The following is a 25,330-nucleotide window of genomic DNA, read 5'->3' on the forward strand; positions in this document are numbered from 1 at the left end:
TCCCAGCCCGCCCGCAGCCGTGTATCAGGCTTGGGTTTCCAGCCCGAAGAACAGCGATGGGTCACTGATGCGCCGCAACACGTAGTCGATTGGCATCAGGGTCGTCAGGGCCTTGCGCCGCTCGGCAGTGAATTGCTGCAAATGCTCGTCGGCGATCTTCAAGTGTGCCGCGGTGTAGTCCTCCAACGGGGCCTCGGGCGATTTGTAGTGAAAGTGCGCAAGCCACAACGGTTGATCCTTGTCTGTCATGTCGAGCACCTGGTACTCCTGAAAGTAGTCCTGGCGTTTTTTGGTCTTGATGCGGCCTTGTGGGTTCCTGACGATCCTGACCTGGTTGTTGTCCAGCAGCCACTGCACATAGGCCTGCCGTGGCGGGCGCTCCTTGAGCAGGCGGGTGCGGGTATCGATGCCTTGGGCGCGTAACCGGACGGCGGCCCCCTTGAGCTCCGAACTCAGGTTGCCCACGGGCAGTCGCACTCCGCCCGAGGCGCGCATGCGCTCCAGTACGTGATCGACCTTGACTGCCATGTGTTCCAGTCGTTGGGCCTGGAGGTCGAACAAGTCCTGCATGTCTGCCGGGATACGGTTGGGTTTGGCGGCGTCTTTTCGGGTCCGATCAATAAAGCCCTGGACGTCTTCATTCAGGGTCAGGGCATGGTTAATGACATCGATATCGTCCAGTTCCGACACCGCAGAAGGACTTTTGCGGGTGGGGAGTATTTCCTCGAGCAGTGGCTGGCTGGGTGTCGAGGGTTTGGCGGGCGCGGGGTCGCGGGGGCGGCTCTTGGTGACTTTGCCAGCAGGCCGGGAGGGGCCCGCCACAGCGGGTTTCGACGCCACCGGTACGGCGCTCGTCCCACTCTCGGGCAACAGCGCCGCCAGTTGGTCCTGAGCCAGTTGCCTGAACTCGCCGATCAAGGTGCTGACCCGTTCAAGCTCAGTCGGCTCGACCTTGTCGGGGTACTCTTGAGGAAGGTCTTTGAGGCGTTGATCGGTATCGACGTAGACATCGATCAGTCGGCTTAGGGTGTCGATGCGATGGACGCTTGTCTCACCGTCATCCGGCGTTCTGATCAAGGCGGTATGCCGGTGGGTGGCGGTCGCGGCCTCGATAATCAATGCACCCACCGCTTCACGGGCCGGCTCAGCGTTCTCGGTGGCAGTACCACGCATGCACACCTCATGCGACATGCCGATCTCATTGGACTTCAAGTCCCATTGGGTGAACACAGGCAGCAGCTTTCGCAAACTTTGTGCGGTGGTCATGCCGGCACGGCCAACCGCTTCAATTCTTTGCAGCGACGTTTGGGAAATGTGCAGGCGGGCGACGATCTCCTGACTCAATGCCAGCGCCTCCCTGACGCCTTGAACGTGTGCTTCAAACAACGCGCTCGTGTCGATAGCCGCGTCTTGGGCCAGCCGGTGGGTGAGCGTTGCGTAGGCGTTGCGCTTGAGCGCGAACCAGAGGGCGAGGTTTTTTTGCAGCTCGATGGTCATGCGCTGTAAATCGTTGAGGTAGCCCTCACTTGCGCCGTGGATGCGCCATTGCTCCAGGTTTTTCAGGGCTTGATCGTAGTCACCAATCAGTTTTTCCACCTGGATGAGGTAGCGCTCCGTCGCCTGTTCGCGCGCTTGCCCGGTGGAGCCTTCGAGCTCTGTCTGGGCCTTTTTCAACGCGGCATTGTTGGGGGCTTCCTGGCGTTTGAAGTTCTCCAGCTCCACTCCCAGTTGTTTCTTCTGCTGCTCCTTGGCTTTGCGCTGGGCCTTGAGCTGGCTTCGCAGGCTGGTACCTCCCGCACCGGCGCGCAAGCGCAAACGGGTGTCGACGAACCATCGACCTTGTTGGGTAGGGCTCAGCAGGGGACCGGTTTTCGAAGGGGTGTGTGGATCAACGATTTGGATCTGCCCATCTTCATGTTCTATCACGCAGTACCAGCGTTCGCCGACCTGTGCATAGGTTTTTGCACCCAGGCGATACAGCTCGGCGGTGTCGTGCAACAGGGTCTGCGTGACGGGGCTGGTGATATCGGGGGCCGGCACGCTCAAGGTGCTCAGAAAAGCCACCAGGGCCGAGGGCGAGCGATGAGGCACTGAGCCGCTGGCGGCCAGTGAGGAGTAATGGCTGGAGGCAAGCTCACCGGTCATGGGGGTGGGAATCAGTGTCACCACGGGTGCCGCGGGTTTGGTGGCCGCGGGGGTGGTGGTCTTGGGCAACCGGTCATGCACACGTAACGGCGCTGATGCTGTGCGCGGGCCTGTTTTGCGCCGCGTGGCGGCGTGATGGGCCAGGATCATGCTCAGGTTCAGCAGCATATCGGCGACTGCGCTCCATTGAGCCTGGGCATCACCGCGCTGATGGGCGTCCAGTACTTGCTCGATTTCACTGATGCTTTGCCAGACCCAGACCGCCGCCCCCGCCGGGCCACTGAGAAAATTCGCGGCCACATTGAACAATGCCCAGCCGCTGTCACACAGCAAGGCCCAGCGTCGTTGGGCATTGGAGAGCGACTGGCGGTCGGAGAGTTCGGCCATGGCCAGGGCATGGGTCTTGAACAGGACCGGGAAGATGTCACCGTCCAACGCCTGCGACGCGAGTTCCACCGGCCCGGTCCAGTCCACGCTTGTCCAGGGCTCGGCGAGCAGCTGCGCCGCCAACCATGGGCTGGGCAGGCCGACGGGGAATGTGTATTGGGCGAACTTGAACGCGATGTCTGAGTCAGGCAGCCACGCCAGCACTGAATCCCTCAGCGCTCCCGGTTGATGCAGGGCATACAGCAGGTTTTGCGCTGAAGGGAACTGCAGCAATGGTGGGTCGAACAACGGGCGGTAGAGCAGGCAAGGCCCGGCTGCCGGCTCGCGCGGGGCGATGATGAACATATTGGCGACGGTGTCGCCATTGGTTTGCCCGGACTGGACAAACGTCAGTGGACGGGTGAGCACCGGCTGCGGGTGACCGGGGGTCGGATTGAGCCATTCGCGCACGTAAAGGCAACCCAATTCATCGATGCCAGCGATGCGACGGATCTTGCACTCCAGCGCAATCAGCGGCAGCAGGGCTCGCAGTTGGTTGATGTAAAAATGCTGCTGCAAGGGCGCTTGCAGCGGATCATCGATCAGTTTGTCTTTGATCAATCGGGGGTACGCCTCGCCGACGTCCACCGCGCTCGCCATTTTCGTCAGGTAGGCGACGTTCAGCCAATCAGGCAGCGGCTGCGTCGGCTTGAACCTGAGGGTTGCCTGGTACGGTGCGCTGTTGTGCACGGCGTACTCGCCCAGTGTTTCAGTGTGGACGTCGAACGGGTTGGGCAGCGTCAAGCCACCGGACTCGAAACTGTTGGTGACGGTGATCTCGAGGCTGTCCAGCGGCAGTCCGGCGGCGCCGGGTTGATCGGCAATGATTGCGTCACGCAGGCGGTCCTGGGCATAGGTCGTCAGGGGCAGAATCCGGAACAGCCTCTTTTCATTCTGTTTGTACAGTTTGCCCAGCGCGTTGACGGATTGACTGTACTGATTCAGGTCGGCAACCGAAGCACCGAACAGCCAATCGGGTATTGAGTCATCAAGGTCAATGAGCGCCTTTTTCTCCTCAACGCTGGCCTGTTCCACCAGAGGGTTTGAATCGATGTGCTCGTCCGCCTCGCTCGCGAGGCTTGCCTGGGTGATGGTGCCAATGGCATCGAGCTGGTTGGTGATCAACGCCCAGGCCATATGATCGAAAAAATTTCCCTCGGGCTCGAACAACCGCCATTTCAGGTTTCGCACAGGGGTTTGTGTCTCGATGCGATCCGGTAACGAAGCCCCCAGCTGCTCCAGGGAGTCGAACGTTTCATAACCGTATTCAACGGTGTACATCATCACCAGATCGCGCTGTTGATAGCGCCCTGTGATCACGCAGGCACCCACCAGTCTCAAATGTTGGGTGTTGCCTTGGGCGTCGACCGAGTCAATGTCGATCAGGCTCACCTGGATAGTCGAAAGCGTTGCATCGTGGGCCTGACGCTTTTTTTTGTCCGGATGGCGCGAGACGGCCCGGGCCAACTGGCACTGCGCTTCATCCCAGCCTTTGGCGTGTTGCACGTCGAGGGTTTTGCGCAAGGTATTGGACAGTTCCAGCCAGTGCGGCAGCTGGCGCCCGGTGTCGTTCCAATAGGCCAGTTGGCGCTCGCCGAAGGCAACGAAGAGCAGTGGGGCGTAGTCATTGAGCAAGCCGGCAACGGCCTCGACACTGATGTCCAGATGCACCACGGGCGAGGCGGGCGGGTTCAATGTCAGGAAGTGCTCGCCTTCGAGATAGTTGGCAGTGGTAGCGCTGAAAAATTGCCGGACCAATGCCTGGGTCAGTGATTCGAACCGGGTCGGCATGGCCACGAGCGTACCGTCGATGGGCTGCCACTGAGGCGTGCCGATCAGCGTTTGGTCGGGGTCGATATCCCGTTCGGGATACAGCGCCTCCAGCGCCTGGCGCAGCAGTTGAGCGGCCACCTCTTCGACGGTGGGACCCCGGCTGGTCTGATGCACGACCTGGCTTTTTTCCAGGAGGGCGTGGGTATCGGTGTTTTCAGTAGGTTCAGTCATCGTCATTTTCCTTTTTGACGTCCGGGATTTACGAAAAGAACAGTGAGTGCGCCAGGTGGGGGCTGATCTCGCTGCGATAGATGGCGATCATCTGGGCGCTGCTGGCCGTGCGCACGTCCAATGCACCGGCCAGAAATCGCTGATCGCGCAGTTTCAGGTGGGCGGCGGTGAACGCATTGAGCGGCGCGTCCTGGCTGGGGTAGTGGAAGTGCGCGTACCACAGGGTTTGCCCGCCGCGGCGCTCGCGAATCTCATACTCCTGCAAGTAATCCCGACGCGGGCCTTTGAGCCGGCGTCGTTGCCCCCCCGACACAATGTCGATTTCATTCTTGGCGAGTAGCCATTCGATACGGGCGGCTGTGGGGGGTTGCTGTTTGATCATCTCGACCCGTATCCGGTAACCCTCGGCGTTCAGTCGATCGCGTGCCGCGTTGAGTTCCGCGATTTCGGACGCCGGCTTGCCGGTGCTGTTGGCGTTGATCCGGGCCTGCTCCAGATTCCTGGCAGCCTCGTCGAGCAGGTCGGCTTTGCGTTGGAACAGTTCCTCGATTTCTACGGGGATGCGTCCCGGTTTTTTCGCGCTCGCTTCGGTTTGCCGAATGAAGCTTTCCACGCCATCAAGCAGTGTCCGGCCTTGGGCGATCTGCGCCGGGAGATCGGGTAGTTGTACGGTCGGGCGACGACGCCTGGGCTGTACTCGCTCAACCCAGACCCCGGGTGTTTTTTCGTGAAAGGTGGCAATCACGTCGCCGGTCATGGGCGCTTTCACATCCAGCAATATCGGTTGTCCCGGTGCCGAGGGGCGGAGTTCGCCCACGACCGTGCCGCGAAAGCGGGTCTTGATCACCCGTTTGCGCGACACGGGCGCCGGTCTTGAAGGGCCGGGCCGGGGCTCCAGTGGCAGTTGCTCACGGAGCAACTGCGCCAGGTAACCCTCGGTGGCCTGCTGGAACTCGCTGACCCGCATCCGCAGGTGTTTGAAGGGTTGCTCCAGCACCGCGTCCTTGTGGTCGAGGGCGAAGTCTTCGAGTGCCTGGTCGACGGCGGCGAACTGCTCCAGCATCCCGCTGAGGCCCTCCGTGCGCTCGCCCGCCACCCAGGCCGTTTCCTCCAGCATCAACTCCTGCGAGGTCTGGATCACCAGATTGGTGGTGTCGAGCAGGCGTTCGAATGAGTGTTGAGCGTCGATCAGCGCAGCGTTGGTGGGTGCTTTGAGGCAGACCTCGCGGGCCAGTGAGACCTGAAGCGCCTTGAGATCGTTAAGGCTGAACCTGGGCAATTTTGCCTGATAGGTGCTGATGACCTGCGCAGCGTTTCGCCCCAGTCGACTCAACTCCTGGAAACGCGCGTGAGCAAACTCGATTTTGCCGATCATCTCCTCGCTCAGGTCGATCATTTTCCGGTAGGTTGCGCGCTCGGCAGCCCCCGCTGTCGTTTCTTCGGCCTCAAGCAGTGCCAGGGTTTTCGACAGGGTCTGGGCGAAGACGGGACTGCGCTGATCGAGCCATGTCTGGTTGAAGAACAGCTGGGTGCCGAGCATTTCGACCATGGCCGCTCGGTAGTTGGGCACCGTGTCGAGCAGGTTCAGCGATTTCAGCTGTTCGATGGGTGTGGTGTACTCCTGGGTCCGACGCTCGAGCGTCTCAAGAAACTGCGTTTGCGCTGCCAGGCGTGCATCACCGCTGAGCGGCTTCATGGCGTTGTGAGCGTCCTTGAGCTCGGTGCTCGCCCGTTCCCGCTCGTTATCAAATTCGGCGAGTTGCTTTTTGAGTTCGGTGACGCGCGCTCGGTTTTTCTGTTTCAGCGCCTGGCGCCGACTCGATAAACCGCCACCCCGCAGGCGCAAGCGGGTATCGATGAACCACTCGCCGCGGGCATTGCGGATCAACCCGGGACCGCTGCGCACAGGGGACTGTCGAGTGTCGATAATCTCGACGTCGCCCGTGTCCTTGACGGCCACTTTGAACCAGCGTTCACCCACAGGTACGTAGTGCTGGTTCCCGTGACGGTAGAGCCCGCGATGAACCGTGTTTTCAGCGACAGGTCCGGTGAGGTGATCGGGCCGGGTGATTGCGAAGCGATCCAGGGCTTTGCTCAGGTTCAGGGCGGCGTCGGTGGCTACGGATGTGCGGTGTTGTGCAGGATGTTCGCCGATGACATCAGGCTGTTGAACAAGGCTCATGCGGGCGGTTGCCGGTTTTTCCTGGGCCTCGGTTGCTCGGGTTGCGGGCGTCTTTTCTTCGATTCGGCGGGCCGTCGGTTTGCGTGTGCTGGCGTGGTGGGCGAGGACCATGGCCAGGGTCAGCAACAGATCGGTCAGGGCGGTTTTCTGTTGTGCGCTGTTGCCGGTATCCGCGGCATCGACGGTTTGTTGGACGTCATCGAGCACTTGCCAGATCCAGGCGGCTGTCCCGACCGTTCGGCCAAGAAAGGGCAACGCTGCGTTGAGCATCAACCAGGCAGCACGCTTGAAGCTGTCCCAGCGATTCTGCGCGTTGGACACCGATTGTCGTTGTGCCAGTTCTACCAGCGCGTTGACGTTGGCCTTGAACAGCGTGGCCAGGTAATCGCCGGCCAGGACCCGAGAACCCAGGGCCAACGTGCCACCCATCTGCAAGGGGGTCAGAGGGTCGGCCAGGAGTTGTGAAAGGGTCCAGACCGAAGGCCGGTCTCCGGTGAACACGTAGTTGGTGTAATTGGCGCGCGCCGCGTCCGGCAGCCAGGCGAGTACGTCTCGGCGCAGTGTCGGGGAATGCTTGATGGCATAAATCAGGTTGGCCGGCGTCGGGTGCTGGCTCAGGGGCCGCTCGCGCATGGGGCGGTACAGCAGGCATGGCCCCTTATCCATCTGCCGAGGCCCGATCACGAACATGTTGGCCACTTCGTCGGTCGAGTTTCCAATGCGCCAACCGGGTGTGAAAGCCAGTGGGCGAATGACGATCTCCTGGCCATCGACCCAGCGATTGGCGTCGAGTACCTGGACCACGGCGGCGACGTAGCGGTAACCCAGCTCATCGATACCGGCCTGCGCGCGTATCTTCTGTTGCAAGGCCTGCAGCGGCAGCTCGACGCGAAGGTGGCTGGTGAACAGGTTCTGGCGCCGCAAGCTGTCCAGCGGATCGTCGAGCAGTTTGCTTTTGATCAGGGCCGGGTAGGTCTTGCCGATGTCGACGCTGACGATCAGCGCCTCCAGGTAACTCACCGTCATCCAGTCGGGCAGTGCCTTGGCGCTGGCGCTGCGCACGGACTTGTTGCCCAACGGCAACGCAATCAGATTCTGCAGCGCCAGGTCGACCAGGCTCAGGGTGGTGCGCTCAGGCTCCGCCAGCGGCGTAAAGCTGCCCCAGACCACCACGCTGTCGACCACGATTTCGATGTCTGCCAGGTTCAGTCCTGCGGCATCGGCATGTTCTGTGAGCATGGCATCGCGCAGCTTTTCCAGGGCGAACTCGCGGATTGGCTTGATACCGTCCTGAAAGGACTGTCCGGCGTTTTGCTCCTGTACGGTTACCAGGTCCAACAGGTGACGGCTGTAAGCACTGAGGTCTCGGGATGAGGCGTGGGCCATCCAGTCCGGCAGTGCTTGCTCGACCCGATTGAATCGCGAAGGTGCCTGTTTGTCCGTCGGGTCGAGTTCGTTTTGCGTACGGCTGATGTGGGGGGCCAGGTCAGGATTCGGGGTTTGGCGATTGTTCGCCAGCGCGCCAATCGAATCGGCCTGCAGGGCAATCAGGTTGCACGCCAGATGGTCGAAGTAATTGCCTTCGGGCTCTATCAATCGCCATTGCAGGGCATTGCCCGGTGTCGACTCATCGACGTATGCCTGCAAGGACTCGCCTAGTTCCTCCAGGGAGTCGTATGCCTGGAACCCACTGGTGATGCTGTGACTGAGAATTAAAGTGCGGTTGCCCAGCGTTCCAATGAGTACCGCCATGTCGAGAATGTTGAGGTGGTTGGCAACCCCCTCATCCAGATAGTCCAGGTCGATCAGGCACGCACGCGACCGATAACGGTCGTGAAGCGCGCGGGTAGTCTTTTCCGGGTAGGCGAACAGGTTGCGGGCCATCGCACACAGATCGTTGCTCCATTTTGGGTGGGTATGGGTGTTCCAGAACCCGCGCAGGGATTTGGACAATTCTTTCCAGCGCGGTGCCGAGGCGCTGGTGAACTGGTTCCAGTAATCGACCTGCTGTTCTTGAAACGCGACAAACAGCAGCGGCACCAACTCGTTCAGCATCTGCCCGATGGCGTCAATGCGCACGGGCAGTTGAGCGGGCGTCTGCTCCAGAGGATGCAGGGTGAGGTAGTGCTCGCCATCGAGGTAGACCACCGGCGAACCCGCTACGCCGTGGCGTACCAGGGCATCGGTCAGCGATTCGAAATGTCGCGGACCGGGGACGACGGCATGATCGTGCGAGGTCCAGGTCGGTGTGACCACCATCGCCAGTTGGGGGTCGATAGACAGTTGCGGGTACAGGGTTTTCAAGGCGGGTTGCAGGGCGTGGGTGGCGACTTCCCGGATCGAGGGGCCGGCCACCAATTGGGTGAGCAGGGCATCTTGATCGGGTGGAAGGTCGGGTACAGAAGGGGGGGTGGAAGCTTCAGTCATGGTCACGTCCTTGTGGGGGCAGCAGGCACCCTGGAGGGGTGGGTGCGCGATCCATTGCAAGGTAGTGACGGGCAGGGCGGCATAGGCGGTAAAGAAGTATCGCGGGCAAAAAAAGACCTGCGCGAGCGCAGGTCTGGGAGCGGCAGGAGCCAGTCGGCTTTGAACCCTCTTATTGGATTACTTGCGCTTCAAGCGTTTTCAAAACCTTGCAGAACGTTCACGGCGTTGATGCCGATTTCTTCGACCGCGTAACCGCCCTCCATGACGAACAGGGTCGGCACGCCGAGCTTGGCGATACGTTTGCCCATGGCCAGGTAGTCCGGGCTGTCGAGCTTGAACTGCGAGATCGGGTCATCCTTGAAGGTGTCGACACCCAGGGACACGACGACAATGTCGGCGCCGTAGCCTTCGATCTCTTTGCAGGCCTGTTCCAGCGCCGCGCTCCAGGTGTCCCAGCCGCTGCCGGCCGCCAAGGGGTAGTTGAAGTTGAACCCTTCACCCGCGCCTTCGCCCCGTTCATCGTCGTAGCCGAGAAAGAAAGGAAACTCGGCTTCAGGATGGCCGTGGATCGAGGTGAATAGCACGTCGCTGCGCGCGTAGAAAATCGATTGGGTGCCATTGCCGTGGTGGTAATCAACGTCGAGGATCGCGACCTTTTTGTGGCCTTGGTCGAGGAACGCCTGGGCGGCGATGGCGGCGTTGTTGAGGTAGCAGTAACCGCCCATCAAGTCGCCCGCGGCGTGGTGTCCCGGTGGTCGGCACAGGGCGAAGGCGCTGTGGGCACCGGCCTGGATGGCTGCCTGTGCGGTCAGGGCGACCTGTGCAGCGCTATAGGCCGCTTGCCAGGTGCCGGCGGTGATCGGAGCGCCGCCGTCGAAGCTGTAGTAACCGAGCTGGCCGTGCAGGCTGGTGGGCTTGATTGCACGCAGGGTGCGGGCGGGCCAGGTGTAGGGCAGCAGATCGCCGTCGGTGTTGAACTCGGTCCAGCGCGCCCAGGCGCCCTTGAAGAAGTCCAGGTAGTCGCGGCTGTGGATGCGCGCGATCGGCTCAAGGCCGAAGTCCTTGGGCGTCTCGACCGGCCCCAGGTTCTGCTGTTGCACCCGTGCCAGCACGTGGTCGGCGCGTGACGGCATCTCGAAGCAGGGCTTGAGTTGCCCGTCGATCAGTTCGCAACGGCCGTGGTGCAGGTGGTGATCGTCCGAGTAGATGGTCAGCATGTTGTTGTTCTCCGCAGGGCTGATTCGATTGAACACAGTCTTGCGGCACGCAGGGTTTCAGAGAACGACAGGAAAGGCCAAAAGGGGATTGATACGGCCAAAAAAGATGACCGAAATTCGCCCCTTGGCAGTGTGGCGGCCGATCGCTCACGACAGTCCTCAGGGGCGGAACTGACTCGGCGCGACCCCGCTCCAGCGCACGAACGCATGGCGGAAGCTGGCGGTTTCGCTGAAGCCCAATGCCTCGGCGATGCGGTAGATCGGCAGTTGGTTTTCGCAGAGCATTTGCTTGGCCTGCTCGAAGCGCAATTCGTCGAGCAGTTCCTGATAACTGCAGCCCAGGTCCTTGAGGTGGCGGCGCAGGGTGCGCGCCGAGCAATTCATCTGCCCGGCCAGGCCTTCAAGCCCTGGCGCGGCGTTCAATTGGGCGCTGAGTAATTGCCGGATGCGCCCCAGCCACGCCTGGCGTCCGGTGAATTCCAGGTTCTGCTTGCGGCAGCGTTCGGCCATGGCCCGGTGGGTGATGACATCGGCCAGCGGCAGTGGCTGCTCCAGCCAGTGTCTGTCGAAGGCAAAGGCCGTGTCGCGCGCGCCAAAATGCAGAGGGCAGTCGAAGTGCTCGGCGTAGCTGGCTTCATAGTCGGGCGCTGGATGCTCGAAGCGCGCCCCGCGCAGCGGCAACGAATGGCCCAGCAGGTCATCACAGATGACTTTCAACGAGACCAGGCAAAACTCGGCATTGAACACCGCCATGGTCGGGCTTTCGCGGTAATCGGCCGCGACGAACCAGACGCGCTCGCCATCCTCCTCCAGGCTCAGCTCGAACAGTGTTCCCAGTAGCGCCGGGTAGCGAATGGCCAGGCGCAATGCGTCACCGAAGGTGGCACTGGTGAGCAGGGCGTAACCGAGGATGCCGTAGCAGGAAACGTGCATTCGCCGGCCCAGTTCCAGGCCGATATCACGCTTGAACGCGACGGCATTGGCGCAGACCTGCATCTCTTGGGTGGTGGTGATGCGCGTATCTGCCCGGCTCAGGTCCGCGATGCTGATGCCGCTGCCGGCCAGCAGTGCTTCGCTGGACGGGCCTTGGGCCTTGAACGCGTTGAGCACCAGGGAGACAGCATTGAGCGTGGTGAGGTGGGAGTGCAGCATGGGTAATTCCAGCGATGGGGTACTGGAATAGGCAGCAAGTTATGTGCCTGGCGACGAACGCCGTAGGCGCTGGCTTGCCGGCGAAAGCGCTGTGTCAGGCAACACCGCTATCGCTGGCAAGACAGCTCTGGGGGTGGGCGGTGTGTCAGTTGAGTTCGCCACACAGGTCGAGCTCGACCAACCGCCGGACTTCAGCGGGTTCCAGCCCGGCTCCCAGCAGCCCATGCAGCTTGCCGAATGCCGCCTCGCGGGTCATGCCGCCACCCGAAAGCACGCCGGCGCCTCGCAGCCGACTCCCGGCTTCGTACACGTCCAGCTCGACACCCCCTTCATGGCACTGCGTGACGGCCACTACCACTACGCCTTTGTCCCGGGCCCGTTCCAGGCTGGCAAGAAACTGCGGGTTATCGCTTGGCCCGGTGCCGCTGCCGTAGCACTCCAGCACCAACCCCTGGATACCACTGGCGAGCAGGCCATCCAGGATCTGGGCATCGATGCCCGGGAACAAGGGCAATACCGCGACCTTCGCCAGTTGTCTGGGCTGGTTATAGTTCAGCGGTGTCGGGATGCCACCGGCCTTTTCGCCGCCACCCTGACGCTCCAGGCGTTTGAACGGATGCCGACCGAAGCTGCGCACTTTCGCGCAGTGGGTCGGGTCCAGCAGTTCGCCGTGAAAGTACAGATGTACGCCCGGTGCCAGCCCCTGGCCGAGGGCGACCAGGGCGCCGCTGAGGTTTTCCCAGGCATCGCTGTCGGTCACGCCGGCCGGCAGCATGGAACCGGTGAACACCACGCGGGCGTGCAGGCCCAGCAGTTGGAAACTCATGGCCGCTGCGCTGTACGCCAAGGTGTCGGTACCGTGCAGGATCAGCACGCTGTCACAGCCGTCGATCTCGACCGCCTCGACCACGGCTTCACGCAGGCGCTGCCAGTAGTCCGGGGTCATGTTGGCGCTGTCGATCAGCGGCGCCATTTCACGAAACCGCCACTGCGGCACCACCAGTTCGGGCTGGCTGTGCAGGTAGTCGCGCATCCGCGTTTCAAAGCCGGAGGCCGGAGCCAGACCGTGGGCACTGGCTTGCATGCCAATGGTGCCACCGGTGTAGAGCACCATGACGTGTTGGGCGGCGGGGTAGGTATTGGCAATCATGTGCAGGTCTCCGCAAGAGGTGACAGGTGGGAGCACTTTAACTGACGGGCGCAGGGGATGCGCCCGTCGTTTATACCGATCAGCGTTGCGCTGCGGTCACGCCTTTCAGCTCTGCCTGAGCCTGGGGCGCGGCGGGCGGGTTGGCGGGCCAGGCCTTGAGGTCCAGGTCCAGGTCGGGGAACTTGCTGGAGTCGAACACCGGGGTCTTGATGCCGGCGGCGCGCTGGTCATCGTAGTCGCGCAGGATGCGCATCCCGACCTTGAACAGCAGGAACAGCGCGATCAGGTTGACGAACGCGAGCATGGTCATGGTGATGTCGGCGAACGCAAACACGGTGCCGAGGTTCTCGATGGCACCCCAGAAGATCAGGGCCAGCACCAGGGCGCGATAGCCGATCAGGGCCTTGCGGTTGTCGCCGATCAGGTAGCGCAGGTTGTTCTCGCCCAGGTAGTAGTTGTAGAGGATCGAGGTGAACACGAACAACGCCAGTGCCACGGAGATGAATACCCGGCCCCACTCGCCGACAACCGCGGCCAGGGAGTTCTGGGTCAGGGCGATGCCGTCACCTTCGAAACCTGGGGTGTAGAAACCCGACAGCAGGATCAGCAGCGCGGTGCAGGTGCAGATGATGAAGGTGTCGAGGAACACGCTGAACGCCTGGACCACGCCTTGGGCGACCGGGTGTTCGACCGACGCCACGGCGGCGACGTTGGGCGCGCTGCCCAGGCCGGCTTCGTTGGCAAATACCCCACGTTTCACGCCCATGATGATGGCACTGCCCACCAGGCCGCCGAAGGCCTGGTCCAGGCCGAAGGCGCTCTTGACGATGGTCATCAGCATGCCCGGCACCTGGTCGAACTGCAGCACGATCACGTAGAGGGTCACTGCGATGTAGGCCAGGGTCTTGACCGGCACCAGCAGGTCGGCGATGGCCGCGATGCGTTTGATCCCGCCGACGAACACCAGGCCCAGCAGCACCGCCAGGCCGAGGCCGGTGTAGGTGGTGTCGAGGCCGAAGGCGTTGTTCAGCGAGTGAGTCACGGCGTGGGCTTGCAGGCCGTTGAAAGCGAAGCCGAAGGTGATCAGCAGCAGGAACGCCATGATCATCCCCAGCCAGCGTTTCTGCAGGCCGTGCTGGATGTAGTAGGACGGACCGCCACGGTACTGGCCTTCAGAGTCGCAGCGCTTGTAGAGCTGGCCGAGGGAGCATTCGAAGAAGCTGCTGGACATGCCGACCAGCGCGGTCACCCACATCCAGAACACCGCGCCCGGGCCGCCGAGGGTCACGGCAATGCCGACCCCGGCGATGTTACCTGCACCGACACGGCCGGCGAGGCTGAGCATCAGGGCCTGGAACGAGCTGAGCTGGCCAGCGCTGCTTTTGAGACTGTCGCGGAACACCGCGAACATGTGGAAAAAGTGACGCAATTGAACGAAACGCGAGCGGATCGTGAAGTAACCACCGAGCCCGACAATGAGCACGATCAGTACTTTCCCTGAGAGGAAGTCGTTGATGACTTCGAGCATGGAGTGTTCCTCGCTGTTTTTTGTGTAGGCAAATGCTGGCCAGTCGGACACATTCCGTTACACCTGTTTGTGCGCAGCACTACAGGCCAAGCGGTGTTTGTCCCGGCTTCATATCGCGGGTTTGTTATTAGTTCGGGTTTCGCATGGGTTGGGTCTCGCTACCGACGACCGCTCCTGCGAAGAGGGGCGGCACTATACCTATCCATGGCGCACACGTCTGCAAAACGTGATTAAAGGATTCAGCCCCAATTCCACACGGAGGTTTTCATCGGTAAAAAAAAGGGCCTGGAGAATGATCTCCAGGCCCTCAAAAGGTGAGAGGTGTCTAGTCCCTCGACCTGGTGAGCGGTGTTACAGCATCAGGCCTTCAGAGGCACCAGACGCGGGGCAATCATGTTTTCCGGGCGCAGGATGTCGGCGAGCATTTCTTCGTCGAGCAAGCCTTCTTCGCGCACCAGTTCCAGTACGCCGCGGCCGCTTTCCAGCGCGATACGGGCAATACGGGTGGCGTTTTCATAGCCGATGTACGGGTTCAGCGCGGTGACCAGGCCGATCGAGTGCTCGACCAGTTCGCGGCAGCGGGCTTCGTTGGCGGTGATGCCGATGATGCAGTGCTCGCGCAGCATGTCCATGGCGCGTTGCAGCAGGCGGATCGAGTCGAAGATCTTGAAGGCGATCAACGGTTCCATCACGTTCAGTTGCAGTTGGCCGCCTTCGGCCGCGATGGTCAGGGCCAGGTCGTTGCCGATGATCTGGAACGCCACCTGGTTGACGGCTTCCGGAATAACCGGGTTGACCTTGCCTGGCATGATCGAGCTGCCTGGCTGACGCGCTGGCAGGTTGATTTCGTTGATGCCGGTGCGTGGGCCGCTGGACAGCAGGCGCAGGTCGTTGCAGATCTTCGACAGCTTGACCGCGGTGCGCTTGAGCATGCCGGAGAACAGCACGAAGGCGCCCATGTCGGAGGTGGCTTCGATCAGGTCGGCAGCCGGTACCAGCGGTTGACCGCTGATCAGGGCCAGGCGCTCAACGGCCAGGTGCTGGTAGCGCGGGTCGGCGTTGATGCCGGTACCGATCGCGGTGCCGCCCAGGTTGACTTCGGTCAGCAGCTCCGGAGCCAGAGTCTTCAGGCGTGCCAGGTCTTCACCCAGGGTGGTGGCGAAGGCACGGAATTCCTGGCCAAGGGTCATCGGCACGGCGTCTTGCAGCTGGGTACGACCCATCTTCAGGACGTGACCGAATTCTTCACCTTTGGCGGCGAACGACTGGATCAGGCTGTCGAGGCTGGCGAGCAGGGCGTCGTGACCCAACAGCAGACCCAGGCGGATGGCCGTTGGGTAAGCGTCGTTGGTCGACTGCGCCATGTTCACGTCGTTGTTGGGGTGCAGGTACTGGTACTCGCCTTTCTGGTGGCCCATGGCCTCCAGCGCGATGTTGGCGATCACTTCGTTGGCATTCATGTTGGTCGAAGTGCCAGCGCCGCCTTGAATCATGTCCACCACGAATTCTTCGTGGAAATCGCCGCGGATCAGGCGGGCACAGGCTTCGCTGATGGCAGCGTGCTTGGCTTCGCTGAGGTGACCCAGCTCGCGGTTGGCGTCAGCAGCGGCCTGCTTGACCATTGCCAGACCCACAACCAGCTTCGGGTAATGCGAAATCGGAACGCCGGAGAGACGGAAGTTGTTCACCGCTCGCAGGGTCTGGATGCCGTAGTACGCTTGAGCCGGTACTTCGAGTACGCCAAGCAGGTCTTTTTCGGTGCGGAAAGATGCAGCGGAGGACATGATAGAAATCATCTCGATATGGACCCGGTCTGTGCCGGAACGCTGTGAATGCTAGGCTTGTGGAGAATTTTGGGCCAATGCTGTTAAACACTGGCCTATGCGTATTCGGCATAATGCCGATGTGACGCCGCCCGAGCGGCGAGCGTGTGACCTAAAATGGTGCGTGTCCGGGAGGACCTGATGAATCTGGAAAGCAAATGGCTGGAGGACTTTAGTGCCCTGGCTGCCACCCGCAGTTTCTCCCAGGCGGCTGAGCGACGCTTCGTCACCCAGCCGGCGTTCAGCCGGCGAATCCGCAGCCTGGAGGCCGCGCTGGGCCTGCAACTGGTCAATCGCTCGCGCACGCCGATCGAGCTGACGGCGGCCGGCCAGTTGTTTCTGGTGACCGCACGCACCGTGGTCGAGCAGTTGGGCGAAGTGCTGCGGCATTTGCACCACCTTGAAGGCGGCCAGGGCGAGGTCATGCAGGTGGCGGCCGCGCACTCCCTGGCCCTGGGGTTCTTCCCGCGCTGGATCGCGCAATTGCGCAACGAAGGCCTGAACATCGCCACGCGCCTGGTGGCGACCAACGTCGGCGACGCGGTGCATGCGCTGCGCGAGGGCGGTTGTGACCTGATGCTGGCGTTCTACGACCCGGATGCCGCCATGCAAATGGACCCGGAGATCTTTCCTTCGCTGCACCTGGGCCACACCGAGATGCTCCCGGTGTGCGCGGCCGATGCCGAGGGCCAACCGCTGTTCGATCTCGAAGGCGAAACCAGCGTGCCGCTACTGGCCTACAGCACTGGGGCCTTTCTCGGACGGTCGGTAAACATGCTGCTGCGCCAGCGCGCGTTGCGCTTCACGACCATCTACGAAACCGCCATGGCCGATAGTTTGAAGAGCATGGCCCTGGAGGGGTTGGGCATTGCCTGGGTGCCGCAGCTCAGTGTGCGCGCGGAACTGGCACGCGGCGAACTGGTGGTTTGCGGCGGTCCGCAATGGCATGTGCCGCTGGAAATTCGCCTGTACCGCTGTGCGTTGGTGCGCAAAGCCAACGTGCGGTTGTTGTGGCGCAAGCTTGAAGGTGGGGCGGCGAGCTCGACCGCCTGAGGCCGGCTTCTGACGCCGGATAGAGAGTGAAAGCCAGTGCGGCTTTCACTCTTCTGGTCTTTATCGCTGTGACGGTTGGCATTCCCCTGCCAATGCTCAGTCCAGGATGGTGATATCTTCCTCTGGAATCTCATGCACGTTGAGTCCGTCAAACAGGCTGTCGACATAGGTCTTGATGCGTTGTCGGTTGCTTTGGCTGAACACGTTGCAATCCGCTCGCAAGGGAAGACGCGGCGTGTACATGAACGTTTCGCACCACCAGCCGTTGTACTTGATTTCGCCATCTGCGTGGATGGCATTGAAGGTGTGACCCAGTTCATGACCTAGGGTCCGTTTTGAGCCCAGTGATGCGATAGCGGCCGGAGTCCCTGCAAAGGCGATGCCGGCTGTCCCTCCGAGCAGCGAACTTCCAGCCAGCAGGTTATTGGTGATCAAGATCACTCGATCATTGTAGGAATAGAGGGATTCATTGTTTTCATCTCTTTCCTGTTTATAACGATTGGATAATATCAGCCACTCAAGGATAGTCTCGCTGGTGTTGCTTTTTCGGTAGTCGAAGTTGCTATATGGTGGTTTGTCTTGATCAACGATCACGCGGATTTTTCGCCCGGTTATACTTTCAAATTCTTTGGTAAAAGGCTCTATGTAATCCGAGTGGATAGTACTTTTTTTTGCGGCTGGCACGTCGTCGTGGTAGATCGCAAATATTGTCAAGGTGGCGCCATCCTCCTGGTTTTGCGTGTCTGTTTCGGTCATTGCGAGGCTGTTTAAGTTGATCGTCAGGGTGCAAATAATTGCGTATAGAGCTGTCGATAGTTTTCGCATGTTTATAATCCAGTAAAGTCGGCTCGCGTGCGGCGCAAGTAACACGTTGTGGTGGGGGCTGTTATTTAAGCTATAGCATTGGCTATAACGCGGCGCGGTAATTAGTTAACGCTAAGTTGTTGCGCGGTGTTGGCGTGGCAGGAAAGTGTGAGTGTTAATCGTCGGTATGTTTTGGCGTGTTGATTGCTCTTGCAGGACTTGGCCCATGGGCTTCAAGTGGGGCTAGAAGTGGATTGTCGGGTCAAACTGGCGATTGACCTTGGAGTCAATAATCACGCCGATTTCAGTCATCTGTCAGATGGTCGTGAGAGGGGCTATTTATCTGCCTTATTGCGGTATACTGCGCGGCCTTCGGCCGGCTTGTCTGGCCAAAATTCGTACAATCAAGCCACGCATCCTGCGTGGCTTGTTGTTTTTTGACGCGCCTGCGGGCGCCCAGAGAGAAGAGGCGCGACGATGAGTGCACTGGTTGGCGTGATCATGGGCTCCAAGTCCGATTGGTCCACCCTTAGCCACACCGCCGATATGCTGGAAAAGCTCGGCATCCCTTACGAGGTGAAAGTGGTCTCTGCCCACCGTACCCCGGACCTGCTGTTCCAGTACGCTGAAGAGGCCGAGGCGCGTGGCATCGAGGTGATCATCGCCGGCGCCGGTGGCGCGGCGCACCTGCCAGGTATGTGTGCGGCCAAGACCCACCTGCCGGTACTGGGCGTTCCGGTGCAGTCGTCGATGCTCTCGGGTGTCGATTCGCTGCTCTCTATAGTGCAAATGCCTGCAGGCATTCCGGTCGCCACCCTGGCCATCGGCAAAGCGGGCGCGATCAACGCCGCCCTGCTGTCGGCGAGTATCCTTGGCGCCAAGCACCCGCAGTTCCACGCGGTGCTCAAAACCTTCCGTGCTGAGCAGACAGACAGCGTCCTGGAAAATCCAGACCCACGCATCGCCTGAGGTTGTTGACGATGAAGATCGGTGTAATCGGTGGCGGCCAACTGGGCCGCATGCTAGCCCTGGCGGGGACTCCGCTGGGCATGAACTTCGCTTTCCTGGATCCGGCACCGGATGCCTGTGCCGCCGCGCTGGGTGAGCATCTGCGGGCCGATTACGGCGATCAGGATCACTTGCGTCAACTGGCCGACGAAGTCGACCTGGTGACCTTCGAGTTCGAAAGCGTCCCGGCTGAAACCGTGGCCTTCCTGTCGCAGTTCGTCCCGGTCTACCCGAGCGCCGAAGCGCTGCGCATCGCGCGTGATCGCTGGTTCGAAAAAAGCATGTTCAAGGACCTGGGGATTCCGACCCCGGCGTTCGCCGACATCCAGTCGCAAGCTGACCTGGACGCCGCGGTAGCTGCCATCGGCCTGCCCGCCGTGCTGAAAACCCGCACCCTGGGGTATGACGGCAAGGGCCAGAAAGTCTTGCGCACCGCGCAAGACGTGGTGGGTACTTTCGCTGAGCTGGGCAGCGTGGCCTGCCTGCTGGAAGGTTTTGTACCGTTCACCGGCGAAGTGTCGCTGATTGCCGTGCGGGCCCGTGATGGCGAGACGAAATTCTACCCACTGGTGCACAACACCCACGACAGCGGCATTCTCAAGTTGTCCGTGGCCAGCACCGAGCACCCGTTGCAAGCCCTGGCCGAGGACTACTCGAGCCGTGTGCTCAAGCAACTGGACTACGTCGGCGTGATGGCGTTCGAGTTCTTTGAAGTCGACGGTGGCCTCAAGGCCAACGAAATCGCCCCGCGGGTCCACAACTCCGGGCACTGGACCACCGAAGGCGCCGAGTGCAGCCAGTTCGAAAACCACCTGCGCGCCGTTGCCGGCCTGCCGCTGGGTTCGACGGCCAAAGTCGGCGAAAGCGCCATGCTCAACTTCATCGGTGTGGTACCGCCGGTGGACAAGGTCATCGCCATCGACGATTGCCATCTGCATCACTATGGCAAGGCGTTCAAGGCCGGGCGCAAGGTCGGTCACGCCAACCTGCGCTGCGCCGACAAGGCCACGCTCGAGCAGCAGATCCTCAAGGTCCAGGCGCTGATCGCCGAGCAATAAACCCGTGGCGCGCTGGGAACCTTCGGGGCCCCGTGTTCTCTGATGGCAGGATGCCAAAGTCTGTCTAGGCTTTGGCATAGCTAATTCACTCAGAGGGAAGCGCCATGGGAATTATCGGAACCATCTTCATCGGATTGATCGTGGGCCTGCTGGCTCGTTTCCTGAAACCGGGTGATGACAGCATGGGATGGATCATGACCATCCTGCTCGGTATCGCCGGCTCGCTGGCCGCGACCTACGGTGGCCAGGCACTGGGCATCTACCAGGCCGGCCAAGGCGCGGGCTTCCTCGGTGCCCTGGTGGGCGCGGTGGTGCTGCTGGTGGTCTACGGTCTGGTCAAAAAGAACTGATTCAGACGATCAAGCCCGCTGCGCGGTTCACGCGCAGCGGGCTAGAATGCCCGGCGACCTGTCTTCCCTTCTTTGCCGAGCACTTTCATGCGCCGTCTTCTGCTGACTCTTGTATTGCTGGGCACTGGCCTGGCCCATGCTGGCGACCTGCCGGAAACCGACTGGCTCGAGCTGATGCCCAAGTCGGACCAGAAGGCGCTGGAAGCCATGCCGGAAATCGACCACAACTCTCCGGAAGCCAATGGCACCTTTACCGATAAGGGTGGCTTGAAGCAGAGCAAGGGCTTGCCGGCGGTGATGTACTCGACCAAGACCGTGGCGGCGATGAACCACAAGCAGGTGCGCATGGGCGGTTACCCGGTGCCGCTGGAAACCGATGGCAAGGGCCGCAGCACGCTGTTCTTCCTGGTGCCGTACCCGGGCGCCTGCATCCACGTGCCGCCACCGCCGCCCAATCAACTGGTGCTGGTGCGCTACCCCAAGGGCCTGAAGCTGGATGATATCTACACGCCCTTGTGGGTCAGCGGCACGTTGAAGATCGAGACGGTCAACAACGACCTGGCCGATGCCGCCTACGCGCTGGATGCCGCGCAGGTGCGGGTGGTGCAAGAGTCCGACCTGTAGGCGCTGCGCGGGCGCTGATCTTTTGAGCTAAACCGCGTGGCTCGCGATGCTCACGCCCAGGGTGTGGCTGCTACCCGGCGCCAGAGTGACCACGTCACCCATCACATTGGCCGTCTCGATGCACAGCATGCGCTGCCAGCCATCGTCGGCCATGTCGCTGAACGCCGCCGCGCGGTTGATCCAGGGATTCCAGATCACCGCCGTGCGTGAACCCCGGGTGGTCAATTCGATACGTCGCTCCCAGGCCGGGTCGACAATGCTCAGTTTTTCCGGGGTATTGAGGTAAATCCGGTCGGTTTCCCCACTGAACCGCAGATCACCGCGTTGGGTGGCGGTGTTCCAGTTGTCCAGGGTTTCGATGTACTCCAGCCCGTCTACGCCTTCCACATGCACGTTGCGTACGTCGCTGACCGCGAAGTAGCTGTGCAGCGCCTGGCTGATGGTGACGCTGTCGGTGCCTCGGTTGTGGCTGGTCAGATCGATCTGCAGGTGCTCATCCAGGCGAATGCTCAGCTTCAGGTCGACCTGATGCGGCCAACCGGGCAGGCCGTTTTCCGGCACAGGCAGGGTAAACACCACGTTCAGGCTGTCGCCCTCGGTTTCGATGCCTTCCAGTGTCCAGTCCAGCGCCCGCACCAGGCCGTGGGCGGCAGCGGGTTGATCGCTGACACGCATGGCCTGCACGCTCGGTGGGTTGCGCTCGAGGTTGCCGAACCACGGCCAGCACACGGGCACCCCGGCGCGGATGCTCTTGCCGGTCTGGAACACCGCCTCGTCGTTGAGCCAGATCAGGGGCGGCTGCCCGGCCAGTTGATAGCTGAGGATATGCGCGCCTTGCTGGGCGACCAGCAATTCGGCCTGGCCGTGGCGAATCCGCCAGCAGTTCAGTTGATCCAGTTTTACCGCTTCAACAGTGGGGGTGTTCATGGGACAGCTCTCGATCGGCAACAGGGGGATTCAACAGGCTCGTGGGGGGACCGAGCGGGTACGACCGCTGCCGTCGATGGCAACAAACACGAACGCCGCTTCCGTCACTTTGCGCCACTCGCTGGACAGCGGATCGTCGCTCCAGACCTCGACCAGCATCTTGATCGACGTACGACCGATTTCCTGGGCCTGGGTGTAGAACGAGAGCTGTGCGCCGACGGCGACCGGTACCAGGAAAGCCATGCGATCGATGGCCACGGTGGCGACGCGCCCGCCGGCGATCTTGCTGGCCATTGCCGTGCCGGCCAAGTCCATCTGGGACACCAGCCAGCCGCCGAAAATATCGCCAAAGCCGTTGGTCTCGCGAGGAAGCGCGGTGATTTGCAGGGCCAGGTCGCCTTGCGGGATCGGATCGTCTTGTTCGAGTTCTATCATGCCGGGGGTGCCTCTAACCCGTGACTCTCATTGGTACTTCAGGTGAATAGCCGTCTTCAGAAAAACGATTCAGCCCGAACATACTACGTTCGTCGCGTTTTCCATAAGGCGTGCTAAAGGGAAACTCTGCGAAATCGACTGGTCGCACCAGCAGCGTCTTCGCACAGCAACCCTTGCAGCGTGTTGCAGGCTGCGAGTATATCGAGCGGTAGACCGCGCGACGACCATCCGGTTCTCATTTTGGCTGTCAATTACGCGCATCCCTGTGCTTTTTCGAACAATTTGCTATCGTGCCGAACCTGCCCAAGCCCCAGCCAGCGTTGTTGGGGTTGCAGATCCGACTATAAGAGAAGCCCTTGCCATGACCACAGCGCCATCGAGCATAGCGTCACCCGCGCAGCCTGCACGTCCCTTGACCCGCAACGACTACAAGACCCTGTCGCTTTCTGCCCTGGGCGGTGCGCTGGAGTTCTACGACTTCATCATCTTTGTGTTTTTCGCCACGGTGGTCGGCAAGCTGTTCTTCCCGGCGGACATGCCCGAGTGGCTACGCCTGATGCAGACCTTCGGGATCTTTGCCGCCGGTTACCTGGCACGGCCACTGGGCGGCATTGTCATGGCCCACTTCGGTGACCTTTTGGGTCGCAAGAAGATGTTCACCCTGAGCATTTTCATGATGGCGGTGCCGACGTTAATCATGGGCCTGCTGCCGACCTACGCGCAGATTGGCATGTGGGCACCGATCCTGCTGTTGCTGATGCGGGTGATCCAGGGCGCTGCCATTGGCGGGGAAGTGCCGGGGGCCTGGGTATTCGTTTCCGAGCACGTGCCGGCGCGACACATCGGCTATGCCTGCGGCACGCTGACGTCAGGCCTGACGGCTGGCATCCTCCTGGGCTCGCTGGTGGCCACGGCGATCAACAGCCTCTACACCCCCGAGCAGGTGGCTGATTACGCCTGGCGGATCCCGTTCCTGCTGGGTGGCGTGTTTGGCCTGTTCTCGGTCTACCTGCGCCGCTGGCTGCACGAAACCCCGGTGTTCGCCGAGTTGCAGCTGCGCAAGGCCCTGGCTGAAGAAGTGCCGCTGCGTGCGGTCCTGCGCGACCATCGTGGGGCCATCGCCATCTCGATGCTGCTGACCTGGCTGCTGTCGGCCGGGATCATCGTGGTCATCCTGATGACCCCGACCGTGCTGCAAACCGTCTACCACTTCTCGGCCACCACCGCGTTGCAGGCCAACAGCCTGGCGATCGTGTTCCTGAGCCTGGGTTGCGTGGCGTCCGGTGCCCTGGCTGACCGCTTCGGTGCGGGCCGGGTGTTTGTGTTCGGCAGCGGCTTGCTGCTGCTCAGTTCGTGGACCTTCTATCACAGCCTGTTCAATCACCCGGACTGGCTGTTCCCGATGTACTCCCTGACCGGCCTGCTGGTTGGCACCATCGGCGCCGTGCCCTACGTCATGGTCAAGGCTTTCCCGGCCGTGGTGCGCTTCAGCGGCCTGTCGTTCTCCTACAACCTGGCGTACGCCATCTTCGGCGGCCTGACGCCGATGGTCGTCACCTTGCTGCTCAAGGAGAGCCCGATGGGGCCGGCCTACTACGTGGCAATCATCTGCGGCGTGGGGATCGTCGTGGGTGGGTATCTGTGGAGGAAGGGGCGCTAAGCCCGATTCCTTACATCGTTTGCACTGTCATCATCGCGAGCAGGCGGCGCTCCGCCTGCTCGCGATTGAGGGCACCACGACTCATCGCTAACAGCCCATGCTGGCCTTTCATCTAATTGTCATATTCAAGTCATAGAGTGTTCACACGGCCTGCCGATACTTGGCCCCGACTTAACACACCCTATTACCAGGAGTAAGGCATGAAACTGAAGCGTTTGATGGCGGCAATGACTTTTGTCGCTGCTGGCGTTGCGACTGCCAACGCAGTTGCCGCTGTTGACCCTGCTATCCCGAGCTACACCAAGACCACTGGTGTGTCGGGCAACCTGTCCAGCGTCGGCTCCGATACCCTGGCCAACCTCATGACCCTGTGGGCCGAGAACTACAAAAAAGAATACCCGAACGTCAATATCCAGATTCAGGCTGCCGGTTCCTCCACCGCGCCACCTGCGCTGACTGAAGGCACCGCTAACCTGGGCCCGATGAGCCGCAAGATGAAGGACAACGAGCTGCAGGCCTTCGAAACCAAGTACGGCTACAAGCCGACTGCCATCCCGGTTGCCGTGGATGCCCTGGCCGTGTTCGTGCACAAAGACAACCCGATCAAGCACCTGACCATGGAACAGGTCGATGCCGTGTTCTCCTCGACTCGTCTGTGCGGCGGCAAGGCCGATGTGAAAACCTGGGGTGACCTGGGTGTGACCGGCGACCTGGCCAACAAGCCGGTACAGCTGTTCGGTCGTAACTCGGTATCCGGCACTTATGGCTACTTCAAGGAAGAAGCCCTGTGCAAAGGCGACTTCAAGCCTAACGTCAACGAACAACCGGGCTCGGCCTCGGTGGTGCAATCGATCAGCTCTTCGCTGAACGGCATCGGCTACTCGGGTATCGGTTACAAGACCGCTAGCGTGAAGACCGTGGCCCTGGCCAAGAAAGGCAGCACTGACTTCGTTGAAGACACCGAAGAAAACGCCCTGAACGGCAAGTACCCGCTGTCGCGTTTCCTCTACGTGTACGTCAACAAGGCCCCGAACAAGCCTCTGGCCCCGCTGGAAGCCGAGTTCGTGAAACTGATCCTGTCGAAACAGGGTCAGGAAGTGGTCGTCAAGGACGGTTACATCCCTCTGCCAGCCAAAGTAGCCGCCAAGGCACTGGCTGACCTGGGCCTGCACGAAGGCGGCGCTGAAGTCGCAAAGAAGTAAAACCCTGATCCGGGGCTAGCCCCGGATCACCCAACATTTTTCGGTCCACTGCCCGTTTCCACGGGCGGCGGATTTGTTGCGTCACTGCATTGTCATCTTTCTGTCATACAGGATCGCTAGGGTGTGCGCATGAATGATCTGGCCAATTCCCCAAT

At 61.3% G+C, this 25,330-nt stretch carries 17 protein-coding genes; 7 read left to right on the forward strand and 10 right to left on the reverse strand.

Translation table 11 applies throughout. The features are described 5' to 3' along the window. Window positions 1-24: 24 nt before the first annotated feature. The 7 genes from Q1W70_RS10665 to aspA form a co-directional block, all read right to left on the reverse strand. Window positions 25-4,575 carry a dermonecrotic toxin domain-containing protein gene (locus Q1W70_RS10665; RefSeq protein WP_265536971.1) on the reverse strand — a complete coding sequence of 1,517 codons (4,551 nt, stop codon included), beginning with the start codon at window positions 4,573-4,575 and terminating at the stop codon, window positions 25-27. Window positions 4,576-4,603: 28 nt separating this feature from the next. Continuing rightward, a complete protein-coding gene (locus Q1W70_RS10670) occupies window positions 4,604-9,184 on the reverse strand; it encodes a DUF6543 domain-containing protein (RefSeq protein WP_302098813.1) in 4,581 nt (1,526 codons plus the stop codon). 188 nt (window positions 9,185-9,372) lie between these two features. Then, window positions 9,373-10,401 (reverse strand): histone deacetylase family protein, encoded by a 1,029-nt coding sequence (locus Q1W70_RS10675; RefSeq protein WP_302098814.1) that lies wholly within the window; start codon window positions 10,399-10,401, stop codon window positions 9,373-9,375. A 159-nt stretch (window positions 10,402-10,560) separates the two neighbouring features. Next, window positions 10,561-11,553: an AraC family transcriptional regulator gene (locus Q1W70_RS10680; protein WP_166589324.1), complete on the reverse strand. Its 993-nt coding sequence runs from the start codon at window positions 11,551-11,553 to the stop codon at window positions 10,561-10,563. Between the two features lie 145 nt (window positions 11,554-11,698). After that, window positions 11,699-12,703, reverse strand: a complete 1,005-nt coding sequence (locus Q1W70_RS10685) for an asparaginase (protein WP_166589323.1) — start codon at window positions 12,701-12,703, stop codon at window positions 11,699-11,701. A 79-nt stretch (window positions 12,704-12,782) separates the two neighbouring features. Next, window positions 12,783-14,231, reverse strand: coding sequence for an alanine/glycine:cation symporter family protein (locus Q1W70_RS10690; protein ID WP_166589322.1), 1,449 nt, complete (start codon window positions 14,229-14,231; stop codon window positions 12,783-12,785). Window positions 14,232-14,590: 359 nt separating this feature from the next. Beyond that, window positions 14,591-16,015 (reverse strand): aspartate ammonia-lyase, encoded by a 1,425-nt coding sequence (aspA, locus tag Q1W70_RS10695; RefSeq protein WP_265536968.1) that lies wholly within the window; start codon window positions 16,013-16,015, stop codon window positions 14,591-14,593. 180 nt (window positions 16,016-16,195) lie between these two features. Here aspA and Q1W70_RS10700 point away from each other — a divergent pair, with 180 nt between their 5' ends. Further along, window positions 16,196-17,107 (forward strand): LysR substrate-binding domain-containing protein, encoded by a 912-nt coding sequence (locus Q1W70_RS10700; protein ID WP_166589321.1) that lies wholly within the window; start codon window positions 16,196-16,198, stop codon window positions 17,105-17,107. 96 nt (window positions 17,108-17,203) lie between these two features. Here the strand turns inward: Q1W70_RS10700 and Q1W70_RS10705 are convergent, their stop codons facing one another. Beyond that, window positions 17,204-17,932 carry a zinc metalloprotease gene (locus tag Q1W70_RS10705; protein WP_302098815.1) on the reverse strand — a complete coding sequence of 243 codons (729 nt, stop codon included), beginning with the start codon at window positions 17,930-17,932 and terminating at the stop codon, window positions 17,204-17,206. A 456-nt stretch (window positions 17,933-18,388) separates the two neighbouring features. Between Q1W70_RS10705 and purE the strand changes: the two genes are divergently transcribed. The 4 genes from purE (at window position 18,389) to Q1W70_RS10725 (ending at window position 20,951) form a co-directional block, all read left to right on the forward strand. Then, a complete protein-coding gene (gene purE / locus Q1W70_RS10710; protein WP_017341565.1) occupies window positions 18,389-18,880 on the forward strand; it encodes a 5-(carboxyamino)imidazole ribonucleotide mutase in 492 nt (163 codons plus the stop codon). Between the two features lie 11 nt (window positions 18,881-18,891). Further along, window positions 18,892-19,977 (forward strand): 5-(carboxyamino)imidazole ribonucleotide synthase, encoded by a 1,086-nt coding sequence (locus tag Q1W70_RS10715; protein ID WP_302098816.1) that lies wholly within the window; start codon window positions 18,892-18,894, stop codon window positions 19,975-19,977. Window positions 19,978-20,081: 104 nt separating this feature from the next. Beyond that, entirely contained in the window at window positions 20,082-20,327 is a 246-nt protein-coding gene (locus Q1W70_RS10720) for a GlsB/YeaQ/YmgE family stress response membrane protein (protein ID WP_166589318.1), read from the forward strand. A gap of 87 nt (window positions 20,328-20,414) precedes the next feature. Further along, window positions 20,415-20,951, forward strand: coding sequence for a DUF3299 domain-containing protein (locus Q1W70_RS10725; protein ID WP_166589317.1), 537 nt, complete (start codon window positions 20,415-20,417; stop codon window positions 20,949-20,951). A 27-nt stretch (window positions 20,952-20,978) separates the two neighbouring features. Here Q1W70_RS10725 and Q1W70_RS10730 read toward each other — a convergent pair whose 3' ends face one another. Beyond that, window positions 20,979-21,878 carry a D-hexose-6-phosphate mutarotase gene (locus Q1W70_RS10730; protein WP_166589316.1) on the reverse strand — a complete coding sequence of 300 codons (900 nt, stop codon included), beginning with the start codon at window positions 21,876-21,878 and terminating at the stop codon, window positions 20,979-20,981. Window positions 21,879-21,908: 30 nt separating this feature from the next. Then, complete coding sequence (locus Q1W70_RS10735) at window positions 21,909-22,313, reverse strand: acyl-CoA thioesterase (protein WP_095164936.1); 405 nt, start codon at window positions 22,311-22,313, stop codon at window positions 21,909-21,911. A 361-nt stretch (window positions 22,314-22,674) separates the two neighbouring features. Here Q1W70_RS10735 and Q1W70_RS10740 point away from each other — a divergent pair, with 361 nt between their 5' ends. Beyond that, entirely contained in the window at window positions 22,675-23,973 is a 1,299-nt protein-coding gene (locus Q1W70_RS10740; protein WP_166589315.1) for an MFS transporter, read from the forward strand. A 200-nt stretch (window positions 23,974-24,173) separates the two neighbouring features. After that, the gene (locus tag Q1W70_RS10745) at window positions 24,174-25,175 is read left to right on the forward strand and encodes a phosphate ABC transporter substrate-binding protein PstS (RefSeq protein ID WP_166589314.1); all 1,002 of its coding nucleotides are present in this window, start codon (window positions 24,174-24,176) and stop codon (window positions 25,173-25,175) included. Window positions 25,176-25,330 lie beyond the last annotated feature (155 nt).

It is taken from the genome of Pseudomonas kielensis, from assembly GCF_030505375.1.
In the GTDB taxonomy this organism is placed as follows: domain Bacteria; phylum Pseudomonadota; class Gammaproteobacteria; order Pseudomonadales; family Pseudomonadaceae; genus Aquipseudomonas; species Aquipseudomonas kielensis.